11 protein-coding genes are annotated in these 17,052 nt (G+C 49.6%); 7 read left to right on the forward strand and 4 right to left on the reverse strand.

The features are described from left to right. Positions 1–89: 89 nt before the first annotated feature. Positions 90–4,370, reverse strand: coding sequence for an EAL domain-containing protein (locus tag DB48_RS06530; protein WP_235375352.1), 4,281 nt, complete (start codon positions 4,368–4,370; stop codon positions 90–92). 483 nt (positions 4,371–4,853) lie between these two features. After that, positions 4,854–7,643, reverse strand: a complete 2,790-nt coding sequence (locus tag DB48_RS06540; RefSeq protein ID WP_041509457.1) for an insulinase family protein — start codon at positions 7,641–7,643, stop codon at positions 4,854–4,856. A gap of 211 nt (positions 7,644–7,854) precedes the next feature. On the opposite strand from DB48_RS06540, the gene sixA reads away from it, so the two are divergent. Beyond that, positions 7,855–8,325, forward strand: coding sequence for a phosphohistidine phosphatase SixA (gene sixA / locus DB48_RS06545; RefSeq protein ID WP_041509458.1), 471 nt, complete (start codon positions 7,855–7,857; stop codon positions 8,323–8,325). A gap of 181 nt (positions 8,326–8,506) precedes the next feature. Here the strand turns inward: sixA and smrB are convergent, their stop codons facing one another. Continuing rightward, on the reverse strand, positions 8,507–9,034 hold the full coding sequence (gene smrB, locus DB48_RS06550) for an endonuclease SmrB (protein WP_041509459.1): 528 nt from the start codon (positions 9,032–9,034) through the stop codon (positions 8,507–8,509). Between the two features lie 79 nt (positions 9,035–9,113). On the opposite strand from smrB, the gene prmB reads away from it, so the two are divergent. From prmB to DB48_RS06580, 6 genes are all read left to right on the forward strand, one after another. Next, positions 9,114–10,058 carry a 50S ribosomal protein L3 N(5)-glutamine methyltransferase gene (gene prmB / locus DB48_RS06555; protein WP_041509460.1) on the forward strand — a complete coding sequence of 315 codons (945 nt, stop codon included), beginning with the start codon at positions 9,114–9,116 and terminating at the stop codon, positions 10,056–10,058. 182 nt (positions 10,059–10,240) lie between these two features. Continuing rightward, positions 10,241–11,335: a chorismate synthase gene (aroC, locus tag DB48_RS06560; RefSeq protein WP_041509461.1), complete on the forward strand. Its 1,095-nt coding sequence runs from the start codon at positions 10,241–10,243 to the stop codon at positions 11,333–11,335. A gap of 206 nt (positions 11,336–11,541) precedes the next feature. Then, the gene (locus tag DB48_RS06565; RefSeq protein ID WP_443018610.1) at positions 11,542–12,747 is read left to right on the forward strand and encodes an MFS transporter; all 1,206 of its coding nucleotides are present in this window, start codon (positions 11,542–11,544) and stop codon (positions 12,745–12,747) included. 20 nt (positions 12,748–12,767) lie between these two features. After that, complete coding sequence (locus tag DB48_RS06570) at positions 12,768–13,934, forward strand: ATP-NAD kinase family protein (protein ID WP_041509462.1); 1,167 nt, start codon at positions 12,768–12,770, stop codon at positions 13,932–13,934. 25 nt (positions 13,935–13,959) lie between these two features. Beyond that, positions 13,960–14,241 carry a YfcL family protein gene (locus DB48_RS06575; protein WP_041509463.1) on the forward strand — a complete coding sequence of 94 codons (282 nt, stop codon included), beginning with the start codon at positions 13,960–13,962 and terminating at the stop codon, positions 14,239–14,241. Between the two features lie 2 nt (positions 14,242–14,243). After that, entirely contained in the window at positions 14,244–14,768 is a 525-nt protein-coding gene (locus DB48_RS06580) for an RNA methyltransferase (protein ID WP_041509464.1), read from the forward strand. Positions 14,769–15,070: 302 nt separating this feature from the next. On the opposite strand, the gene mnmC is transcribed toward DB48_RS06580, so the two are convergent. Then, positions 15,071–16,981, reverse strand: a complete 1,911-nt coding sequence (gene mnmC / locus DB48_RS06585) for an FAD-dependent 5-carboxymethylaminomethyl-2-thiouridine(34) oxidoreductase MnmC (protein WP_052813676.1) — start codon at positions 16,979–16,981, stop codon at positions 15,071–15,073. Between the last annotated feature and the right edge of the window lie 71 nt (positions 16,982–17,052).

Consider the following 17,052-nt stretch of genomic DNA (forward strand, 5'->3'; position numbering starts at 1 on the left):
TGTATTGCAGGTGTTATGCCAATTTTTATTTTTAGCTTAATTTTAGTTAAACATTCTTTTCTTCAGTCTGTCATTTGCATGATAAATCATTAGGCTTTCTTGTGTTGAGAGACTGGTGTATAGCTAAAGCTTTCTTGTTTTAGCAGTTCGGTAAAGCTAGTCTCATTGACGGCTTTGCTGTATATAAACCCTTGTATTTCCTCGCATTTTAGCGCTTTCAATATGCTGAGCTGAGAAGCCTCTTCGACGCCTTCACCGACCACTGAGAGCCCCATGTTATGGGCGATAGTGATGATAGAGTCGACCATTTTTAGATCTCTGTCAGATTTATCTATGTCGTCAACAAAAGCCTTATCGATTTTCAGGGTGTCAATTGGGAAGCGCTTTAAATATGACAGTGACGAATATCCGGTGCCGAAGTCGTCTAACGCAAGGCTGACGCCCATTTTAGAGAGTTGCATCATCACCTTTATAGCCTTTTCTGGCTGTTTTATGACGGTACCTTCGGTAATTTCTAGCTCAAGGTTGGCTGCTGGCAGCTGAGTGAGACGTAAAATTGACTCTATCCGCTGCTGGAGGTCTGGAAGAGCGAATTGTTGCGATGATAAATTGACGGCGACTCGGCCGTTGAACAAATTTTGACGGCGCCAATTTTGCGCCGCAAAGCAGGCTTTACGTAGAACGACTTCGCCAATCTCAACGATGAGCCCATTCTCTTCTGCCAGCGGGATAAAGTCGCCAGGCGGAATAAGACCGTGTTCTGGGTGATTGAGCCTTACCAGAGCCTCCATACCGGCCATCTTGCTACTTCTAAGATCTATCTTAGGTTGGTAGTAGACTTCGAAGAGATCATCCCTTAATCCTTCGCGGATGAGGTTTTCGACTTCCAGCTGGCGAATGGCATTGCGATTGAGCGATTCAGAATAGAACTGATAACGATTGCCGCCGGCAGATTTAGCGTGATACATGGCAATGTCAGCCTTACGCAGAAGCGCCTGCTCGTTCTGATCATCTTCCGGGTAGAGCACAATGCCGATACTCACCCCCACAACAACTCTGTCTTTGGTGAGTTCGAACGGGCTGGAGAAGGCATCGACCACATGATTAGCAATCACGGCGCTTGAGCCGATATCCGGGTTGTTATCGACCAGTATGGCAAACTCATCGCCCCCTAAACGATAGATACTCGTATGATAAGGAACGGTGGATTCGATGCGTCTGGCCACTTTGATCAGTAGTTCATCGCCTACCTGGTGACCAAGAGAGTCGTTAATCTTCTTGAAGTTATCTAAGTCCAGCACCATAAGGGTATGATGGGTATCTTTCTTCACCAGGTTACCCAGGGTAACCATGAGGCTTGAACGGTTTGGCAGGCTGGTGAGGAGATCGTTGTTGGTGAGTTTACGTAGCTCCTCTTCTTGTTGTTTACGACGAGAAATATCAGAGAATACGCCAACATAGTGGGAGAGGACCCCCTGTTCATCGTAAATCGCATCGACCGTTAGCTCCATCAGGAAACTGCTACCGTCGCCCTTGGCGGATTCGACTTCGTTACTCCAGCTGCCTTGCTGTTGCAGAATATGACGAATTTGCTCGGAGTAGCTTTCGGGGTAAAGGTCAAACTTAAATAGCTCGCCGATAAAGTCATTGCGGCTCTTCTCACACAGATCACAGCAAGCCTCGTTGACTTCAACGAATGTAAACTTGTTGTCCAAGATAAACATGCCTTCGGAGATATTCTCGATAGCTCGCTCGAACAGTCTCAGTTGTTCCTCTGCTTGCTTGAAGTTGCTGATGTTTTTGATTGTACCTGTCATACGCAGGGCTTTATCTTCCTCATCGCGTTCAACGATTTTTGCCCTGTCCAATATCCAGATCCATTGGTCATCTTTGCCTTTGACGCGATAGGCCGCCTCGAAGTGGTCTGTTTCGCCATAGAAGTGCTTATTCAGCGCCGTATTCACTCGTTCTTGGTCCATGGGGTGAATGTTGCTTTCTTCACCATCCTCACCCGAACGCTGACCGTCTCGTGGAAACTCCAGGGAACCCCAGATATTAGAGCGATAAATCTGTCCGGTTTCGATATCCCAGTCCCACATCTCATCACCGCTTCCCCACAGAGAAAGCTTCAGTCGCTCTTCTGACTTAGCGATCTGGCGTTGCACCTCTCTTCTTCTGAGAGCCGCCTTGACTATCGCGCCAGTGATCAACAGCGTAATGAGCAGGTAGACGAGCTTGGCTTGAATCGATAACCACCAGGGAGGGGTGATTTCGATCGAAAGGCCTTGGGTAACTCCTAACTTCTTCGTTAAAGGGTCAATGGTATGTACCTTGAAGTAATATTCGCCAGGAGATAAGTTAGTATAGGTTGCGGAATTAATGCCTTTGGAGTTTATCCAAGCATCGGAAAGCCCTTCCATCTGATAGGCATATTCCAATGTCTTATCGATGTTTCCAGGTGTGCTAAATTTCAAAGTAAATGGATAATCTGAATACTTTAGGCTTATCTTTTCCGTTTTAGGAAGTTGTTTTTTTAATATGCTACCATTTACTTTTTCTGGAACATTGAAAACCAATAATGTATCTATAATTACTTTGGGAGGTATTCTTTTTGTTAGGAAGTCAGAAATTTTATTTGCATCTAAAACACTTAAGCCATTTATACCGCCTATGTAAATCGTTTCATCTATGCTGGATATTGCCTGTGAGTTATACTCGTCTTGGCTCCCATATGATGAAGGGAATGAATACATATAATGATCATCGGTTATCAAGAATATTTCAGCGTTTGATGAAGCAATTATATTTTTGCCTACTTTTTCAATGGCGTAAATAGGTTTACTGCTTTTGAATAATTCGGTTGTATGTTTTTTTGATGTTTCAAATTTTGAAAGTGAATTCCTGGTTGTGAAATATACTGTATTCTTGTCTATGAAAATACTACTAACTAGATCTGCAGCAACGACTTTAGATACCAAACCAGATTTTAATGAAAACAATCCGCTTTGAGTGGCTACCCAAGTAGTGTTATTTTTTATTTTTATATCGTAAATTGGATTGCCACTATCGACCGTAATCGGTGTTATTGTTTCATCATCTAGACTATAGAAAAACACTTTGCCATCGAATGAGCCTGTGATAATCCTATTATTATCTTTATCGCTTCTTACAATTAAAAATCTATTATTACTCAGTGTTTTATGTTCGCTGGTCAAGGTGTCTATCGACTGGAGTCCTGCGGTAGAAGCAATGTATATCTTATTGTTCTTTATTATCGCAGATTTTGGGCCTTCTATTTTTGAATCATAACTATTGATTAAATTAAGATTTTTATCAAAAATTTCGATCAAAGGAGAGTCAGATGCAACAATTAAGTTTTCTTTTTTATAGCTATCAATTGACCATACATTTCTATCTGAAATATAGTTCTTCAAAAGATTTCTGTCATGTTTTACTATAGTTATTCCATCGTTTAATGCCGCAATGTAAACGCCATTTTTACTGGAATAAATTAGCGGTGGGTTGGTTGTCTTAGAATCTGTGTTTAATTTTCCTATTACATCTACGTTAAAATTGTTGTCAATAGTTGTAATTATATTGTCACTCAATATTATTGGGGTTGAGGTATTCTCTGAGATGCTGGTTATTTCGCTTGGGAATATTAGTTTTTCTCTTGTTTCGATATCAACTAGGCTGTCTTTTTGTGGTGTAAAAACTTTGCCGTTAAATAAGGTTAGTCCTATCGAATTCTGTGTAATTAATCTTATATTCCCTTGGTTGTACTCATAAATGCTACCGTCATAATTTCTAACGTATATTTTGTTGTTGAGTACAATGGTTTTCTTTATCCCACCAAAATCATAACTGGTGATTAATTTAACTGAACCCTCTGATTTTTTTAGTTCTAATAAGTCGTTTTCAGTACCAATGATTATTGAGCTACCGTATTCATTTATAGACCAGATAGCTTGGTTTTTTATTAATTCATGGTTTGTTTTTTCAAAATTATCTAAATTATCATTGTAAATAACTAGGCCTTTATCTGTACCAACAAGCAACCTATTACTATCATCTATATACAAGCTTCTAATGAATGAGCTTGGTAAAGAGCTATTATCACCTTCGGCAAAATAGTGCTTAAAATGGGTACCATCGAATCGATTAAGTCCATTTAGGGTACCAATCCAAATATATCCCTGTTGATCTTCAACGATTGAAGTGACGGTACTTTGGGATAAACCTTCGGGAACATTGTAGTGATCGACTTTTAAGATCGGCGCGTTGCTTGGGGTGTCACTGGCGGAGGCATAGCCGGAGACAGTCAGGGCCATTAGCAGTGAGAGTAGCAATCTTGAGAGGATTTTAGGCATAATTATTAGTTTGATTATCAGCCAATAATGCATAGGCAACAGTTATTTAACCTAATTTATTCAGAAATAGGGGGATTTGTCAAAGGAACACTGAATTTTCTTGTTTGCAAATTACTTTCATTTTCATTGTCTTTTAGGGCTTTGTTCTATGAGAAGTTCTTTCTGGTTTGGCTTTGTCTGCTGTTTGCGCTCATATCAGGCGTTTGTCCTATCTCGAATATTTTAGCGAATGAAGCGATAAAGGGGCTAAGAATCATTTCCCTAGCGCAGCAGGCGATCGAGAGCTAAGGCGAGCTATAGCTAAGAGGATTGAGCTAGATAAGAGCTTAAGCCTTGACCAAAGGCCACTTTGGCCTGACAGCTAACACTTAGAAGAGAGCGCCTAACAGCTGCATCTAATAGATATCGCTCAAAGGCGTCGCTAAAAGATATCGCTTAAGAGATAAGGCCTCGGCGATATGGCTTAAGGGAAGGTGGGGCTGGCTAGTAGCTAAACTTGGCTGCCCGTTGTTTAAAGCTTCTCAGATCTGTGATCATATTGTCTGATGTGAGCTGTTCCTGATTCCTGTGTTGTTCTCCCGTGGTAAAGAGGATCAGGCGGTCACCGTGTTTAGTGCGCATCTTCTGCATCATAAATTTAATCAGGTCAGAGCGGGTAAGTTCGCCAATTTTTTCGGCCACCAGTTCTCGCTGGTTAAAGTCGTAGTCTTTATTCCCTATGCTCGACCAGTATCTTTGTCCCCGGGTCTTGAGGTTAGGGTCATGTTCCATAATCTGGTTGACCAAACCTTGCTTGGTGAGCTCCCACTGATCATTGGTGATCTGCATGACGGCATAATTAAAGTCTGCGATAAACTCGTCGATGGCCTCCAGTAGCTTTAGAGGCCCTGCAGTGGGGGATTGCACATAGAAGATCATGCCTGGGTAACGATTGAGCGGCAGATAACCCGTGCCCACCATGTAACCCAGCTGACGTTTAGTTCTTAGCTCGTGGAAGAAGGTCGAAGACATGGTGTGGTTTAACAGGCTGAAAAGGGCCATCTTGAGTGGTGTCGCCTCAGCAGACTGATAGTAGACTATGATGCTGCTGTCTTGATGATTGACGCTAACCTCACGCATCAGGGTGCCGACATTTTCAAGTTTTATCAGCTCACGTTCCGATTCGCCGCTGGGAGAGGAAACCAGAGAGAGAATATGGTCGAGTCGCTTACCCAAGGCCTGCGCCTCCTCGGTCAGCCAATCACCATATACCAGCCCCTCGAGGTGGATCTTCTCATAGAAGGCCCGTACGTGGTTGTGAAGATCGTCTAGGGTGATATCTTCAAGCTCTTCTGCCATGCGTTGAGGCTCGAAACTACTTTTCTGCAGCGTAACCGTCAGGCTGGTGAATAGCTGTGAGATAGGTTTTGCCCGGCTCTGATTAAACCAGTTACGCAATATCTGCTTCTTAATCTGCTTAAATCTGTCCTGGGTAAAGTTACGTTCTCTGGCTTTATTAATCAGCAGCGACAGCAACGCCTCTTGCTTCCCTGTCAATCCCGTTAGGTGCAGGGTGATCCCCCCTTGATGAGGGTAGATGTTATAGCTGAGTCCAGCGACCTCGGCCGGATAGGTAAATTCGGTCAGGTAGTCGAGCAGCATCTCCACATAGAGACGGGTGAGCGCCGCATGTTTTGGGGTGGCGGCCGCCTGATGTGAATCGAGGGACAGGTACATATGTCCCTTGGGGACATTAAATTCATCATCTTTCTTATGCCAGATCCGATAGCCGGTTTCCTGGCAGACGACGACAGGTACCGGATGGTCACTCTTAACATCCCTGGCTATCGAATCCTCGATAATAAAGGGGTTGGGGTCCGGTAGTTTTAGTGTCTCTCTGACATCAGGGTCACGCCATGGATGAAGCCGTTGTTTATCTATGGGCTTCATCTGATAGGGGGAGTGGTACCAGGCGGCCTGCTTTTCTGTGTCTAAGTCGGGTGAGATAAGCTGGATACGCAGATTGTCCGGACTCATTAGATCCAGCAGTTCGGTGACTTGAGTGACGTCCAAACCATCCATGCGATAATCGCCATAGATGAGATCGACTACCTCATAGTGGTGCATGTTGATGCTGAGGTGACTGGCCAGATCCAGCGGTTTGATCTGTTCCTGATATTTAAAGGCAAGTTTTAGCAGATTGGCGCGCTCTTGATATCGCCAGGCCTGCATGCCCTGGGTTTTAATCAGTTTAAGGTATTCGAAGCTCGCCTGAATCACATCATCGAGTTGTAGCAGGCCTTTTTCGGTCAGCTGAATGCTGATGTTATAGTCTTTAAAGTTATAACCATTGACGCCACCACCGGCCGAGAGATTGATGGCCAGCCCTTGTTCCTTGAGGTGACTCAGCAGGCTTCCCTTACCCTCATAACCCAACAGATGACTGATAAAGGTTAGCGGCTTGCGCTTATAGAAGCGGTCGATGGCGGGCAGGGGAAAGGTGATCGCCACGCGGCGCTGCTCTTTTAGCGGCACTATGTTGATCTGCTGGCCAAGTTGGGCCGCTTCATAGATGGCTACCTTGGGGTATTGCTTTGTCAGCGCACGGTTTTCAATCGGCGCAAAATAGCTCTTGGCCAGAGATAAAAGCTCGCTCAGTGGCAAGGGGGCTACCAGACACAGGGTCATCAGGTTGGCACTGTAATGAGTTTGATAGAAATCCAGCAGCTCTTGCCTAAGAGTTTTCTCATCGCCGTCTAAGGTCTTGAGATTCCCGACAGAGAATTTAGAAAAGGGATGCGCCGGGTTTACGGTTTCCTTTTGGACCTGGTAGGTGCGGCGAATATCATCTTTGAGCTTGAGGCTAAATTCTGACTCGATGGCGTGGCGCTCTCTGTCGACCAGTTCCAGATCGAAGCAGGGGGCGATAAAAAACTGGCTAAATCTATCCAGAGACTCTTCGAACACCTCGGCGTCGATGGCAAAGAAGAAGTTAGTCTGCTCTGTGCCTGTCCAGGCATTGTTGCTGCCGCCATGCTGATTGATGAAGGCATGATATTCGCCAGACTTGGGGTATTTCTCCGTGCCCAGAAACAGCATATGCTCTAGGAAATGCGCCATACCGGGACGTGAGGCGGGATCGTCAAAATGGCCAACGTTAACCGCCATAGACGCGGCGGCCTGCTGGGCCTGGAGATCTTCCACTAGCAATACACGTAGCCCATTGTCCAGCTGCAGATATTGGTACTGGCGATGATCGTTGGGGCTTTTAGTGATCGGCATAGATGTTTGCAATGGCTGGCTCCATCCTTATGCTGGACAAACGTATGATATTCATCGGAGTTTAGGCGACTAAAGCGGTAAGACTACATATTGAGCCTCAAAAAAGACTTTGGCAAATATCTTATCCATTATTCGACTAATTAATAACAGGGTTAAGGTTTGTTGCGCCGAACTTTAACGCTACAATTCATAGTAGAACAAGAATAATCATAGCGAGAGTAGTATGAAGCTATATTTGATGCGACATGGTGAGGCGGGTTATCACGCCCACTCAGATCGAGAACGTGTACTGACAGAAATCGGCCGTTATCAGACTGAATTGATGAGTAATTGGCTGGCCCGTGATGTGACCGAGTTCGATCTTGTGTTGGTGAGTCCCTATCTGCGTGCGCAGCAAACATGGCAGGAAGTGAGTAAGCACTTCCCCGAACCGAGAAAGTGGCTGGTATTAGATGAGCTGACCCCTTCGGCCGAGCCGACCCTGGCCGCCGATCTCACTTTGGCCTATGCCGAACAATATAAGGCGGATAATGTGTTAGTGATTGCCCACATGCCGCTGCTAGGTTATATGGTGAGCGAGTTGGTACCCGGCATCGAGCCGCCGCTGTTTGCGACTTCTGGTGTGACCCTTATCGACCGTCATGGCGAGCGGGGCTCCCTGAGCTGGCAGCATACCCCTCATACGGTGAGCTAAATCGAATAAAAGGTTAGAATAAAAGGTTAGAATAAAAGTTAACCATAGAAAAAGAACGCCGGGGCGTCCTTTTTAATATCTATTTGCGCCCAAAGATGAGCGCTAATGCTGACTTCTAGGCCGGTTGCAGCGCTTGTCAATTCTGATGGGGGATCGCTATCACCCTCAATCAAAAATATGATTACTCCCAGCTAGGGAACTCACCGACTTCGACTAAGACCAAAAGCGCCGCGTCGCCGCCCCATTCCTTGGGCGCCTTGTGGAAGGCCTTAACCTGCGGATGCTGCGCCAGCCACATGGGAATATTCTGTTTTAATATCCCGGTGCCATGACCGTGCATGACGCAGCAGCATTGGCTGTGCTGCTTAACACAGGCCTGAATCAGGGCCGCAAGTTCCAGTTTGGCTTCGGTTTGGCGCATGCCGTGGAGATCCAGCAGCAGATCCGGCTGATAGTCGCCGCGCCTGAGCCGCTTAAGCTCGTGACTGTCCACATCCTCTCTGGCCCAGCGCATGGCGCCTTCTAGTGGCAGCAAGGGCTGGTAGGTATCTGAAAAATAGCTGTCGGCGTGTAGCTGAGTGGTCGCGACTTCCAGCTCACGCTTAGGTTTTTGCGGCGCGGAGAAATGACGCTTATCCTGTTTAAGCGGCTTTATCCCTTTGGTTAACGCCGAAAAAAGCGCCAATTCATCATCATTTTCTTTATTCATGGCGCTATTTTATTGAATCCGATGCCATATGAATAGAGTTCAGTTACAATGAGGCGGAACTATCTAGCGGGAGCCAGTTTTGGACAAGATTTTTGTTGATGAAGCCGTGACGGAATTACGTACAATCGGCGATATGTTACGTTGGGCGGTGAGCCGCTTTAACGATGCCAATATCTACTATGGTCATGGTACCGATAACGCTTGGGATGAAGCCATCGCTCTGGTATTCCATGCGCTGCATCTGCCAGAAGAGATTGGCCAGCAGGTGATCCATAGCAATCTGACCAGTAGCGAAAAGCATAAGATTGTCGAACTCATCATTCGCCGGGTACGTGAGCGTCTGCCCGTGCCTTATTTGACCAACCGCGCCTTCTTTGCCGGCCTCGAGTTTTATGTGGATGAAAGGGTGTTGGTGCCGCGCTCTCCCATTGCCGAGATGATCGCAAACCGTTTCAGCCCTTGGCTCTATAACAAGCCGGTAGACCGTATCTTAGATCTCTGTACCGGTAGCGCCTGCATCGCCATCGCCTGTGCCTATGAGTTTGAAGATGCCGAGGTCGATGCTATCGATATCAGTAGTGACGCGCTGGAAGTGGCGCAGATCAACGTTGAATCCTTAGGCGTGATGGACAGGGTTTTCCCTATCGAGTCTAATTTGTTTGCCGCCATCCCTAAGGGGCCGCAGTACGATCTTATCGTCTCCAATCCGCCTTATGTGGACGCCGAAGATATCGGTGACATGCCTGATGAATATCATCACGAGCCAGAGCTTGGGTTAGCCTCGGGGCGCGACGGCCTGGATCTGACGAAACGCATACTAGCCAATGCGGCCGACTACCTGACGCAAGATGGTCTGCTAGTGGTCGAGGTGGGTAACTCTATGGTACATCTCATCGAACAGTTCCCCGAGGTGCCATTTACCTGGGTTAACTTCGAACATGGTGGCGACGGCGTGTTTGTGCTCACTCGCGATCAGTTAGTTGAAAATGAATCACTTTTCGCCATCTACAAAGATAGTGAATAATGTAGTGTCGGCTAACTGTGTTGTCGGCTAACTGTGTTGTCGGCTAACTGTGTTGTCGGCTAACTGTGTTGTCGGCTAAATGGTTTATCGGCTTAGCATGACTAAGCCGATTTAAGAATATAGCCACTGGCGGCTTTGGGTTATGCTGGGGTCAAATAATTAAGTAGAGGTGAAGTAAGCGAATGTCGGGTAACAGTATCGGTCAAAATTTTGTGGTGACGACGTTTGGTGAGAGCCATGGTAAGGCCCTGGGATGCATTATCGATGGTTGTCCTCCGGGTCTGGCGATTGATGAAGCCGATATGCAACACGATCTCGATAGGCGCCGTCCCGGCACCTCGCGCTATACCACTGCCAGACGCGAGCCCGATCAGGTGAAGATACTCTCAGGCGTATTTGAGGGGCAGACCACAGGGACTTCCATCGGCTTGGTGATCGAAAATACCGACCAGCGTAGCCAGGATTACTCCAACATCAAAGATCAGTTCCGCCCGGGTCACGCCGACTATACCTACCAGCAAAAATATGGCCTGCGAGACTATCGCGGTGGCGGTCGTTCCTCTGCGCGGGAGACCGCTATGCGCGTAGCGGCCGGCGCTGTGGCGAAGAAATACCTTAAGCAGGTGCATGGTATAGAGATTAAAGGTTATCTGTCTCAGCTCGGCCCTATTTGCGCCGAGACCCTGGATTTCGACCAGGTAGAGCAAAATGCCTTCTTCTTCCCCGATGCCAGTAAGCTCGAGCAGCTCAACGACTATATGCGCGAGCTGAAAAAGAGCGGTGATTCTATCGGTGCCAAGGTGTCTGTAGTGGCGACCAATGTGCCTGTGGGACTGGGCGAGCCCGTATTCGATCGTCTCGACGCCGATATTGCCCATGCCCTGATGGGGATCAACGCCGTTAAAGGGGTTGAGATTGGTGACGGTTTCGCCGTAGTCAATCAGAAGGGATCTGAGCATAGGGATCTCATGTCGCCCGAGGGCTTTGCCTCTAACCATGCCGGCGGCATTCTCGGTGGGATCTCATCGGGTCAGCCGATTGTCGCGCATATCGCCATGAAGCCGACTTCCAGTATTAGCGTGCCGGGAGAGAGCATGACGGTGCAGGGCGAGCGCTCAGAGGTGGTCACTAAGGGGCGTCACGACCCCTGCGTAGGCATCCGCGCCGTGCCGATTGCCGAGGCCATGTTGGCCATCGTCTTGATGGATCATCTTCTCAGACACAGGGCACAAAACATGAATGTTGAGAGCATCACTCCTGTGATTGGGATGAAGTAAGGCGCAATCTAAAGCGAGTAAGAGGGCACAGTAATGTGCCTTCTTTTATGGGGCCCATAATGCCATGGGGTCAAGCCAGTATAAATAAGCTTCGGCCAGTAGCAGAAGCCACTCACAATAAATTAAAAATAAGTACTCATTAAAACAAATCGCTCCCAATAATATCGAGAGCGGATAATAACCCTGCTAGGAATAGCCCTACACAAATGTCGTCCAACATTAAGTTTCCTTCCAGCATGACACCCAACAGCGAGTCGTCAGCATCACAGCAGCAACTACATTGGATCAGCGCCTGTTACTTTTTCTTCTTCGCGATCCTTGGCGTGCTGGTGCCTTACCTTGGAGTCTTCTTCGAGCACAGAGGGTTCGATGCTCAGCAGATAGGTTTCCTGCTCGCCATCTTGATGGCGACCCGCATCATAGCGCCCAATATCTGGGCCATGGTGGCCGATAGAACAGGCATGCGGGGTCAGCTGGTTAAGATGGGGGCTGCCTGTTCGGCGGTGACCTTCATGACCTTCTTCTATCACGGCGGATTTCTCTACTTAGCGATTAGCCTCAGCATCTATACCTTTTTCTGGAATGCGATTTTGGCCCAGCTCGAGGTGATCACCCTCGAGACCCTTGGGGAGAACACGGGGGGTTATGGCAAGATCCGCAGCTTCGGCAGCCTGGGCTACCTTGTCTTCGTGGTGAGCGTGGGCTTCGCCATCAGCCAGTTCGGCACAGAGATCTTACCCTTTGTGGGCCTCGCCTTGTTTCTGGGTTTGCTGGGCTGTGCCTTATCTCTGCCAAGTACCCGGGTAAAAGTCGATACGAGCCAGGTGGCTACGCCGCTCAAGTTAGATGCTGGCATCATCTGGTTTTTGCTGTCGGCTATGTTACTGCAGATGAGCGCCGGGCCATTTTATGGTTTCTTTGTGCTCTATCTAAAACAGGTAGGCTATAGCGAGTCCAGTGCCGGCATCTATGTCGCCCTTGGTGTGCTGGCCGAGATAGTGATGTTTATGTTTGCGCCAAGGCTGCTCGGGCGCTACGGGGTTAGCGCCTTGCTGGTGGTCTCTATCGGCTTTACGGCGGTACGCTGGCTGCTGATGGCCTTTTGTGCCAGTAGCATGATCTGGCTTGGGGTTAGTCAGTTGCTGCACGCCTTCACCTTTGGTTTAGTGCATGCGGCCTCGATTCAGTTTGTACATCAAAGATTCGACGTGCGTCATCGCAGCAAGGGGCAGGCGCTCTATGCCAGCCTGAGTTTCGGCGTCGGTGGCGCCTTGGGTACCTGGCTGTGTGGCTTCATCTGGGGCGATGGCTCTCAGGCCTGGCTCAGTTGGTTGGTGGCTGCGGTTTGTGCATTGCTGTCTATGTTCGCGGTACTCCTAATCCCTAAGGCACGTGAAGTGGTAAAACAATAAGAGATGATAAGGAAATATCCATGAAACAGACATTTCGCCTCGGCGTGATCATCAATCCTCTTGCAGGCCTTGGGGGCAGCGTGGCCCTCAAGGGCAGCGATGGTGTGGCGCAGGAGGCTATCGCTCGCGGCGCCGAACCCAAGGCGCACCTGAGAATGGCGCAGGCGCTCGAGGTGATTAAACCCTATCAGCAAAAGATCACTATCGTTACCGCCTCCGGTGCCATGGGGGCCGATTTGGCCGATCAGCTGGGGTTTAAGCATCAGGTGGTCTATCAGGCGGGCGAGACGACGGCGGCCAGCGATACCCAGGCTGCCGCTACGGCGCTGCAACAAGCGGGCGTGGATCTTTTGTTGTTTGCCGGTGGTGACGGTACGGCGCGGGACCTGTTTGAGGTCATCGATGAGGCTCAGCCCGTGCTGGGGGTGCCTGCCGGGGTGAAGATTCACTCGGGCGTCTACGGCATTACGCCCCACGCCTCGGGCATGGTAGTCAAATTACTGCTCGAGGGGGCTCTGGTGAGCCTGATGTCGGCCGATGTGATGGATATCGACGAGGTAGCCTTCAGGCAAGGGGTGGTGCGGGCGCGCCGATTCGGTGAGATGCAGGTGCCTGCCGAGCCACGCTACATTCAGGCCGTTAAGATGGGCGGTAAAGAGGTCGATGAGTTGGTGCTGGCGGATATTGCTGCCGAGGCGATCGAGCAGATAGACGATGGGCTTGCCATCATGGGCTCTGGTAGCACGGTCGCGGCGGTGATGGAGGAGCTTGGACTCGATAACACCCTGCTGGGGGTGGACTTGATCGAGGAGGGCAAGCTCGTTGCCAGCGATATGAGCGCTCAGTCGCTGTTCGAGCTGACTGCCAATCGTCAGTGTAAGTTAGTGATCACCCTGATCGGCGGGCAAGGGCATATCCTGGGGCGGGGCAACCAGCAGCTGTCGCCAGCGCTGATTCGTCAGGTCGGTAGAGAAAATATTATCATCCTGGCGACAAAAACTAAGTTAAAAGCACTTGAAGGTCGGCCCTTAATTGTGGATAGTGGCGACCCAGAGTTAGACAGCGAATTATGTGGTTATTATAAAGTCGTGACCGGCTACCACGATTATGTGATGTATCAGGTGGCTAATCCTGACTTAATCAACCCGGATTTAGTCAGCCCAGATTTAATCGGGCAACCTGAGTAGCGAAATGATAATTGGAGACGTAATAATGTTAGAGCAGTATGAGCAAGCATTAGACGAGTGGATCGCCACCAAGGTTACAGGCGGTGACGATGATCAACTCTTCGCCAGCGGTTACCTGCAGGGCCATGTTGCCGTAGTCCTGTCTGAACTCGAAGTGCAAGAGTCTCAGGATTACCAGGCGCTGGATACTAAGATGCAGGCCTGTTTGGAGACGGCCAAGTCTGAACTGGAACCTGCCGACCTTGCCCTGGTGGTTAACGCCTGGAATGAACTGCGCGAGAAGATGGCTCAGGTGGCCAGCGCCTAATCATGGCTAACACAAGCAAGGCGATTATCGGGCTGCAAAACCCCAAGAGCCCTACCAACGTGGGCGGCGTGATGCGCGCCGCCGGCTGTTATCGTGCCGATGAGGTGCGATACACGGGCAAGCGTTATGCGCTGGCCGCACAGCACAGGGGCGAGCAGTACAACACAGACACCAAGCGGGTGAGTCAGCATATTCCGCTAAAAGGGGTCGAGTCATTGCTGGATGAGCTCGATGTCGATACTAAGGTGATCTGTGTCGACCTGGTGGAAGGCGCCACGCCGCTGCCGGCGTTTAATCATCCAGAGAAAGCCATCTATCTCTTCGGCCCAGAAGACGGCACCCTAGAGCAGGCGCTTATCGATCGTGCCGATGAGGTGGTCTATGTTCCCACAGTGGGCTGTATGAATCTGGCCTCCTCGGTTAATGTGTTGCTCTATGACCGACTGGCGAAGGGCGAACACCTCGCAGGCGATGAGCTCATTCGGGCCAGCAGAGACACCAACAATCGCGTCAAGGTAAAGTCTTAGCCTTATTTATACAATGAAAACGCCGACTCAATGAGTCGGCGTTTTGTTATCTGGTGGCTAGTTAGTTAATCATGCCAAGGAGTGACCATCGTCTTTTGCTTGCTAAACGGGCGAGGTTTTAATCCTGTCTCATACCAATCACAGTAAACATGTGATCAGAAATAGCGCAGAAAAAACGCTTGAGAACCAAGCAGGATTTTTAGATAAGTAGTTATTCTACAATTAAAAATACTAATACAGTTATCGAGCGTTTTAACAAGCTAGCATGATCAATTATTTATTACGATAGGTATCACACCCTCTTACAGCGCCTTACCCTTGATAAGCTTTCTCATCCACATACGATTGGGGTTGAGCAGGGTTAATATATCATTCGTGGCAGGTAGCAGCTCGCCGCAAAGCTGGGCGGCTAAGATCTCTGCCGCCAATGGACCCGAGGTGAGACCGCGGGAGCCGAGTCCGCCGAGAATATACAGACCATGATGCACAGGAGCAGGTGTAGCCTGCCAATATTTGGCACTCTCTTTGGTATGCTGGTGCTCGCCGTAGGCTGCTGATATCGCCTCGAAATCGGGTGCGCAGCCCATCATGGGGGCGTGATCCCTAGTCACCATGCGCACGCCTACGCGAGCGCTATGACCTGTGATGTCCACGGCCTTGGTCCAGTCTCCGCCGTAGCTGGTGCGGATCTTATCTAGGTTCTCTACTTGTTCCACCGCGCTGTAGTCGAGATTACTGGCGTCTTTCACATAGCTGGCGCCTGTACAGTGCAGCCTGTCGTGGGCGGGCGTGAGATAGCCGTGGGCGCAGAGTACCGTCTTAAGATCGGCAAGCGGTGCTCTTGCCGGGATATGGCTGACCTGGCCGCGAAAACCGCTGATGGGTAAGTGGGCCGTTTGCGAAAAGTCGGTCAGGTGACGGCCATTGGCCAGCACTAGGTTGGCAAAGGGGCCAAATTCTTGCCTCTGACTTTGCAGCACAGCGCTCAGATACCATTGCTGATCTTCGAACCGAATAGCTGTGATCTGGCATTGGTAGTGTGTGCTCTGCTTACCGAGCTGCTCGGCCTGGCTGATGGCCGCGCGGGTAAATGCCTGGGGCGATACCCAACCACCGAGCGAGTAGTAGATCCCCTCATGCTCTATGGTGACGCCGGCAAGCGCCGTAGCCTCTGTGGCGTTGACGGCCTGAGCGATAGAGTCAGCCCAGGGCTGGGCATTGATGATCTTAGCCAGGCGCTTATGGCTGCGTTCATCATGACCTGTCTGTAACACACCGCAAAAGTCATGGGGGATCTCGTGGCCGGCATCGACCAAGTGAGCGATGCGCTGGCGGCTAAAGAGATAGCCTTGTAAGAAGTAGTGGCTCAGGCTGCCGTGCTCGGGCGTGAGCAGTGGATAGATGGCGCCCTGTTTGTTGCCCGAGGCTTGCTCGCCGGGCGCCTTATCCATACAGAAGAGGCTAACCGACTTGCCGCGCTCGGCCAGAGAGAGTGCTAAATTCGCACTGGCCACCCCGCCACCTATGATGGCGGTATCTCCCGCATATCCTTGATGCAGGGGATTGAAGGCAAGCCCATCGCTTTGTTGACGCCTCAGGGCTCGACGCTCCTGCATGGCGATATCCATTGATGCTTTGCTCGGCTTATCTACCAGAGTCATCAAGCGGTCATCTATGGCAGATAGGTTAAGGCGATAGCAGGTAAATCCCGCCTTGGTGACGCGCTCGGTCAGCTCGTTTGCGCTAGCTGTGGCCGGTTTATGATTTGAGTCAGTGCTCGGCGAGGCGTTATCCGCGCTTATATTACCGGGGTTAGCAAGTCGCACATCCGAGCGTTTTTCATCGGAAAGTTTTACATCGGCTAGCAGCACATTGGCGTTATCTTGGCTGAGGCGCGCCATCTGCCAGATAATGGCCTCATCCAGGAGATCTTTGTCGACCAGCCAGCTATGGATGGCTTGGCTTGGCTCGCTCGGGGCGAGCAAGGCCTTGATCTGCGAGAGCGGCTCGCCCAGATGAATGTCTATAATGAGCTGGGTGCTTGCTAGTTTTACCCTGTGGCAACCGGACACTTGGGCCTCGGCAATCACCTTAATTTGCTCTCTGGCTGATGAGGTCAAGGCGTCACAGTTGGCCTGTGCGAGCAGCCAAGGCGCCTGATGCTGGGCAAACAGGTGAAGATGAAGAGGCTGCTTAGCATGGGGTTGTTGCAATCGATCTGCTAGCACTGCCACCGGCCAGTTGGCGTCACATCTTGGGAGTAGGGCGATAATGTGGGGAGTGT

This window comes from Shewanella sp. cp20 (assembly GCF_000832025.1).
In the GTDB taxonomy this organism is placed as follows: Bacteria; Pseudomonadota; Gammaproteobacteria; order Enterobacterales; family Shewanellaceae; genus Shewanella.

Excerpts from the sequence above, each read along its gene's own strand:
- DB48_RS06565 (WP_443018610.1), top strand. The coding sequence starts at position 11,542 with ATGTCGTCCAACATTAAGTTTCCTTCCAGCATGACACCCAACAGCGAG.
- aroC (WP_041509461.1), top strand. The coding sequence starts at position 10,241 with ATGTCGGGTAACAGTATCGGTCAAAATTTTGTGGTGACGACGTTTGGT.
- DB48_RS06575 (WP_041509463.1), top strand. The coding sequence starts at position 13,960 with ATGTTAGAGCAGTATGAGCAAGCATTAGACGAGTGGATCGCCACCAAG.
- DB48_RS06580 (WP_041509464.1), top strand. The coding sequence starts at position 14,244 with ATGGCTAACACAAGCAAGGCGATTATCGGGCTGCAAAACCCCAAGAGC.
- DB48_RS06530 (WP_235375352.1), bottom strand. The coding sequence starts at position 4,370 with ATGCCTAAAATCCTCTCAAGATTGCTACTCTCACTGCTAATGGCCCTG.
- smrB (WP_041509459.1), bottom strand. The coding sequence starts at position 9,034 with ATGAATAAAGAAAATGATGATGAATTGGCGCTTTTTTCGGCGTTAACC.
- sixA (WP_041509458.1), top strand. The coding sequence starts at position 7,855 with ATGAAGCTATATTTGATGCGACATGGTGAGGCGGGTTATCACGCCCAC.
- DB48_RS06570 (WP_041509462.1), top strand. The coding sequence starts at position 12,768 with ATGAAACAGACATTTCGCCTCGGCGTGATCATCAATCCTCTTGCAGGC.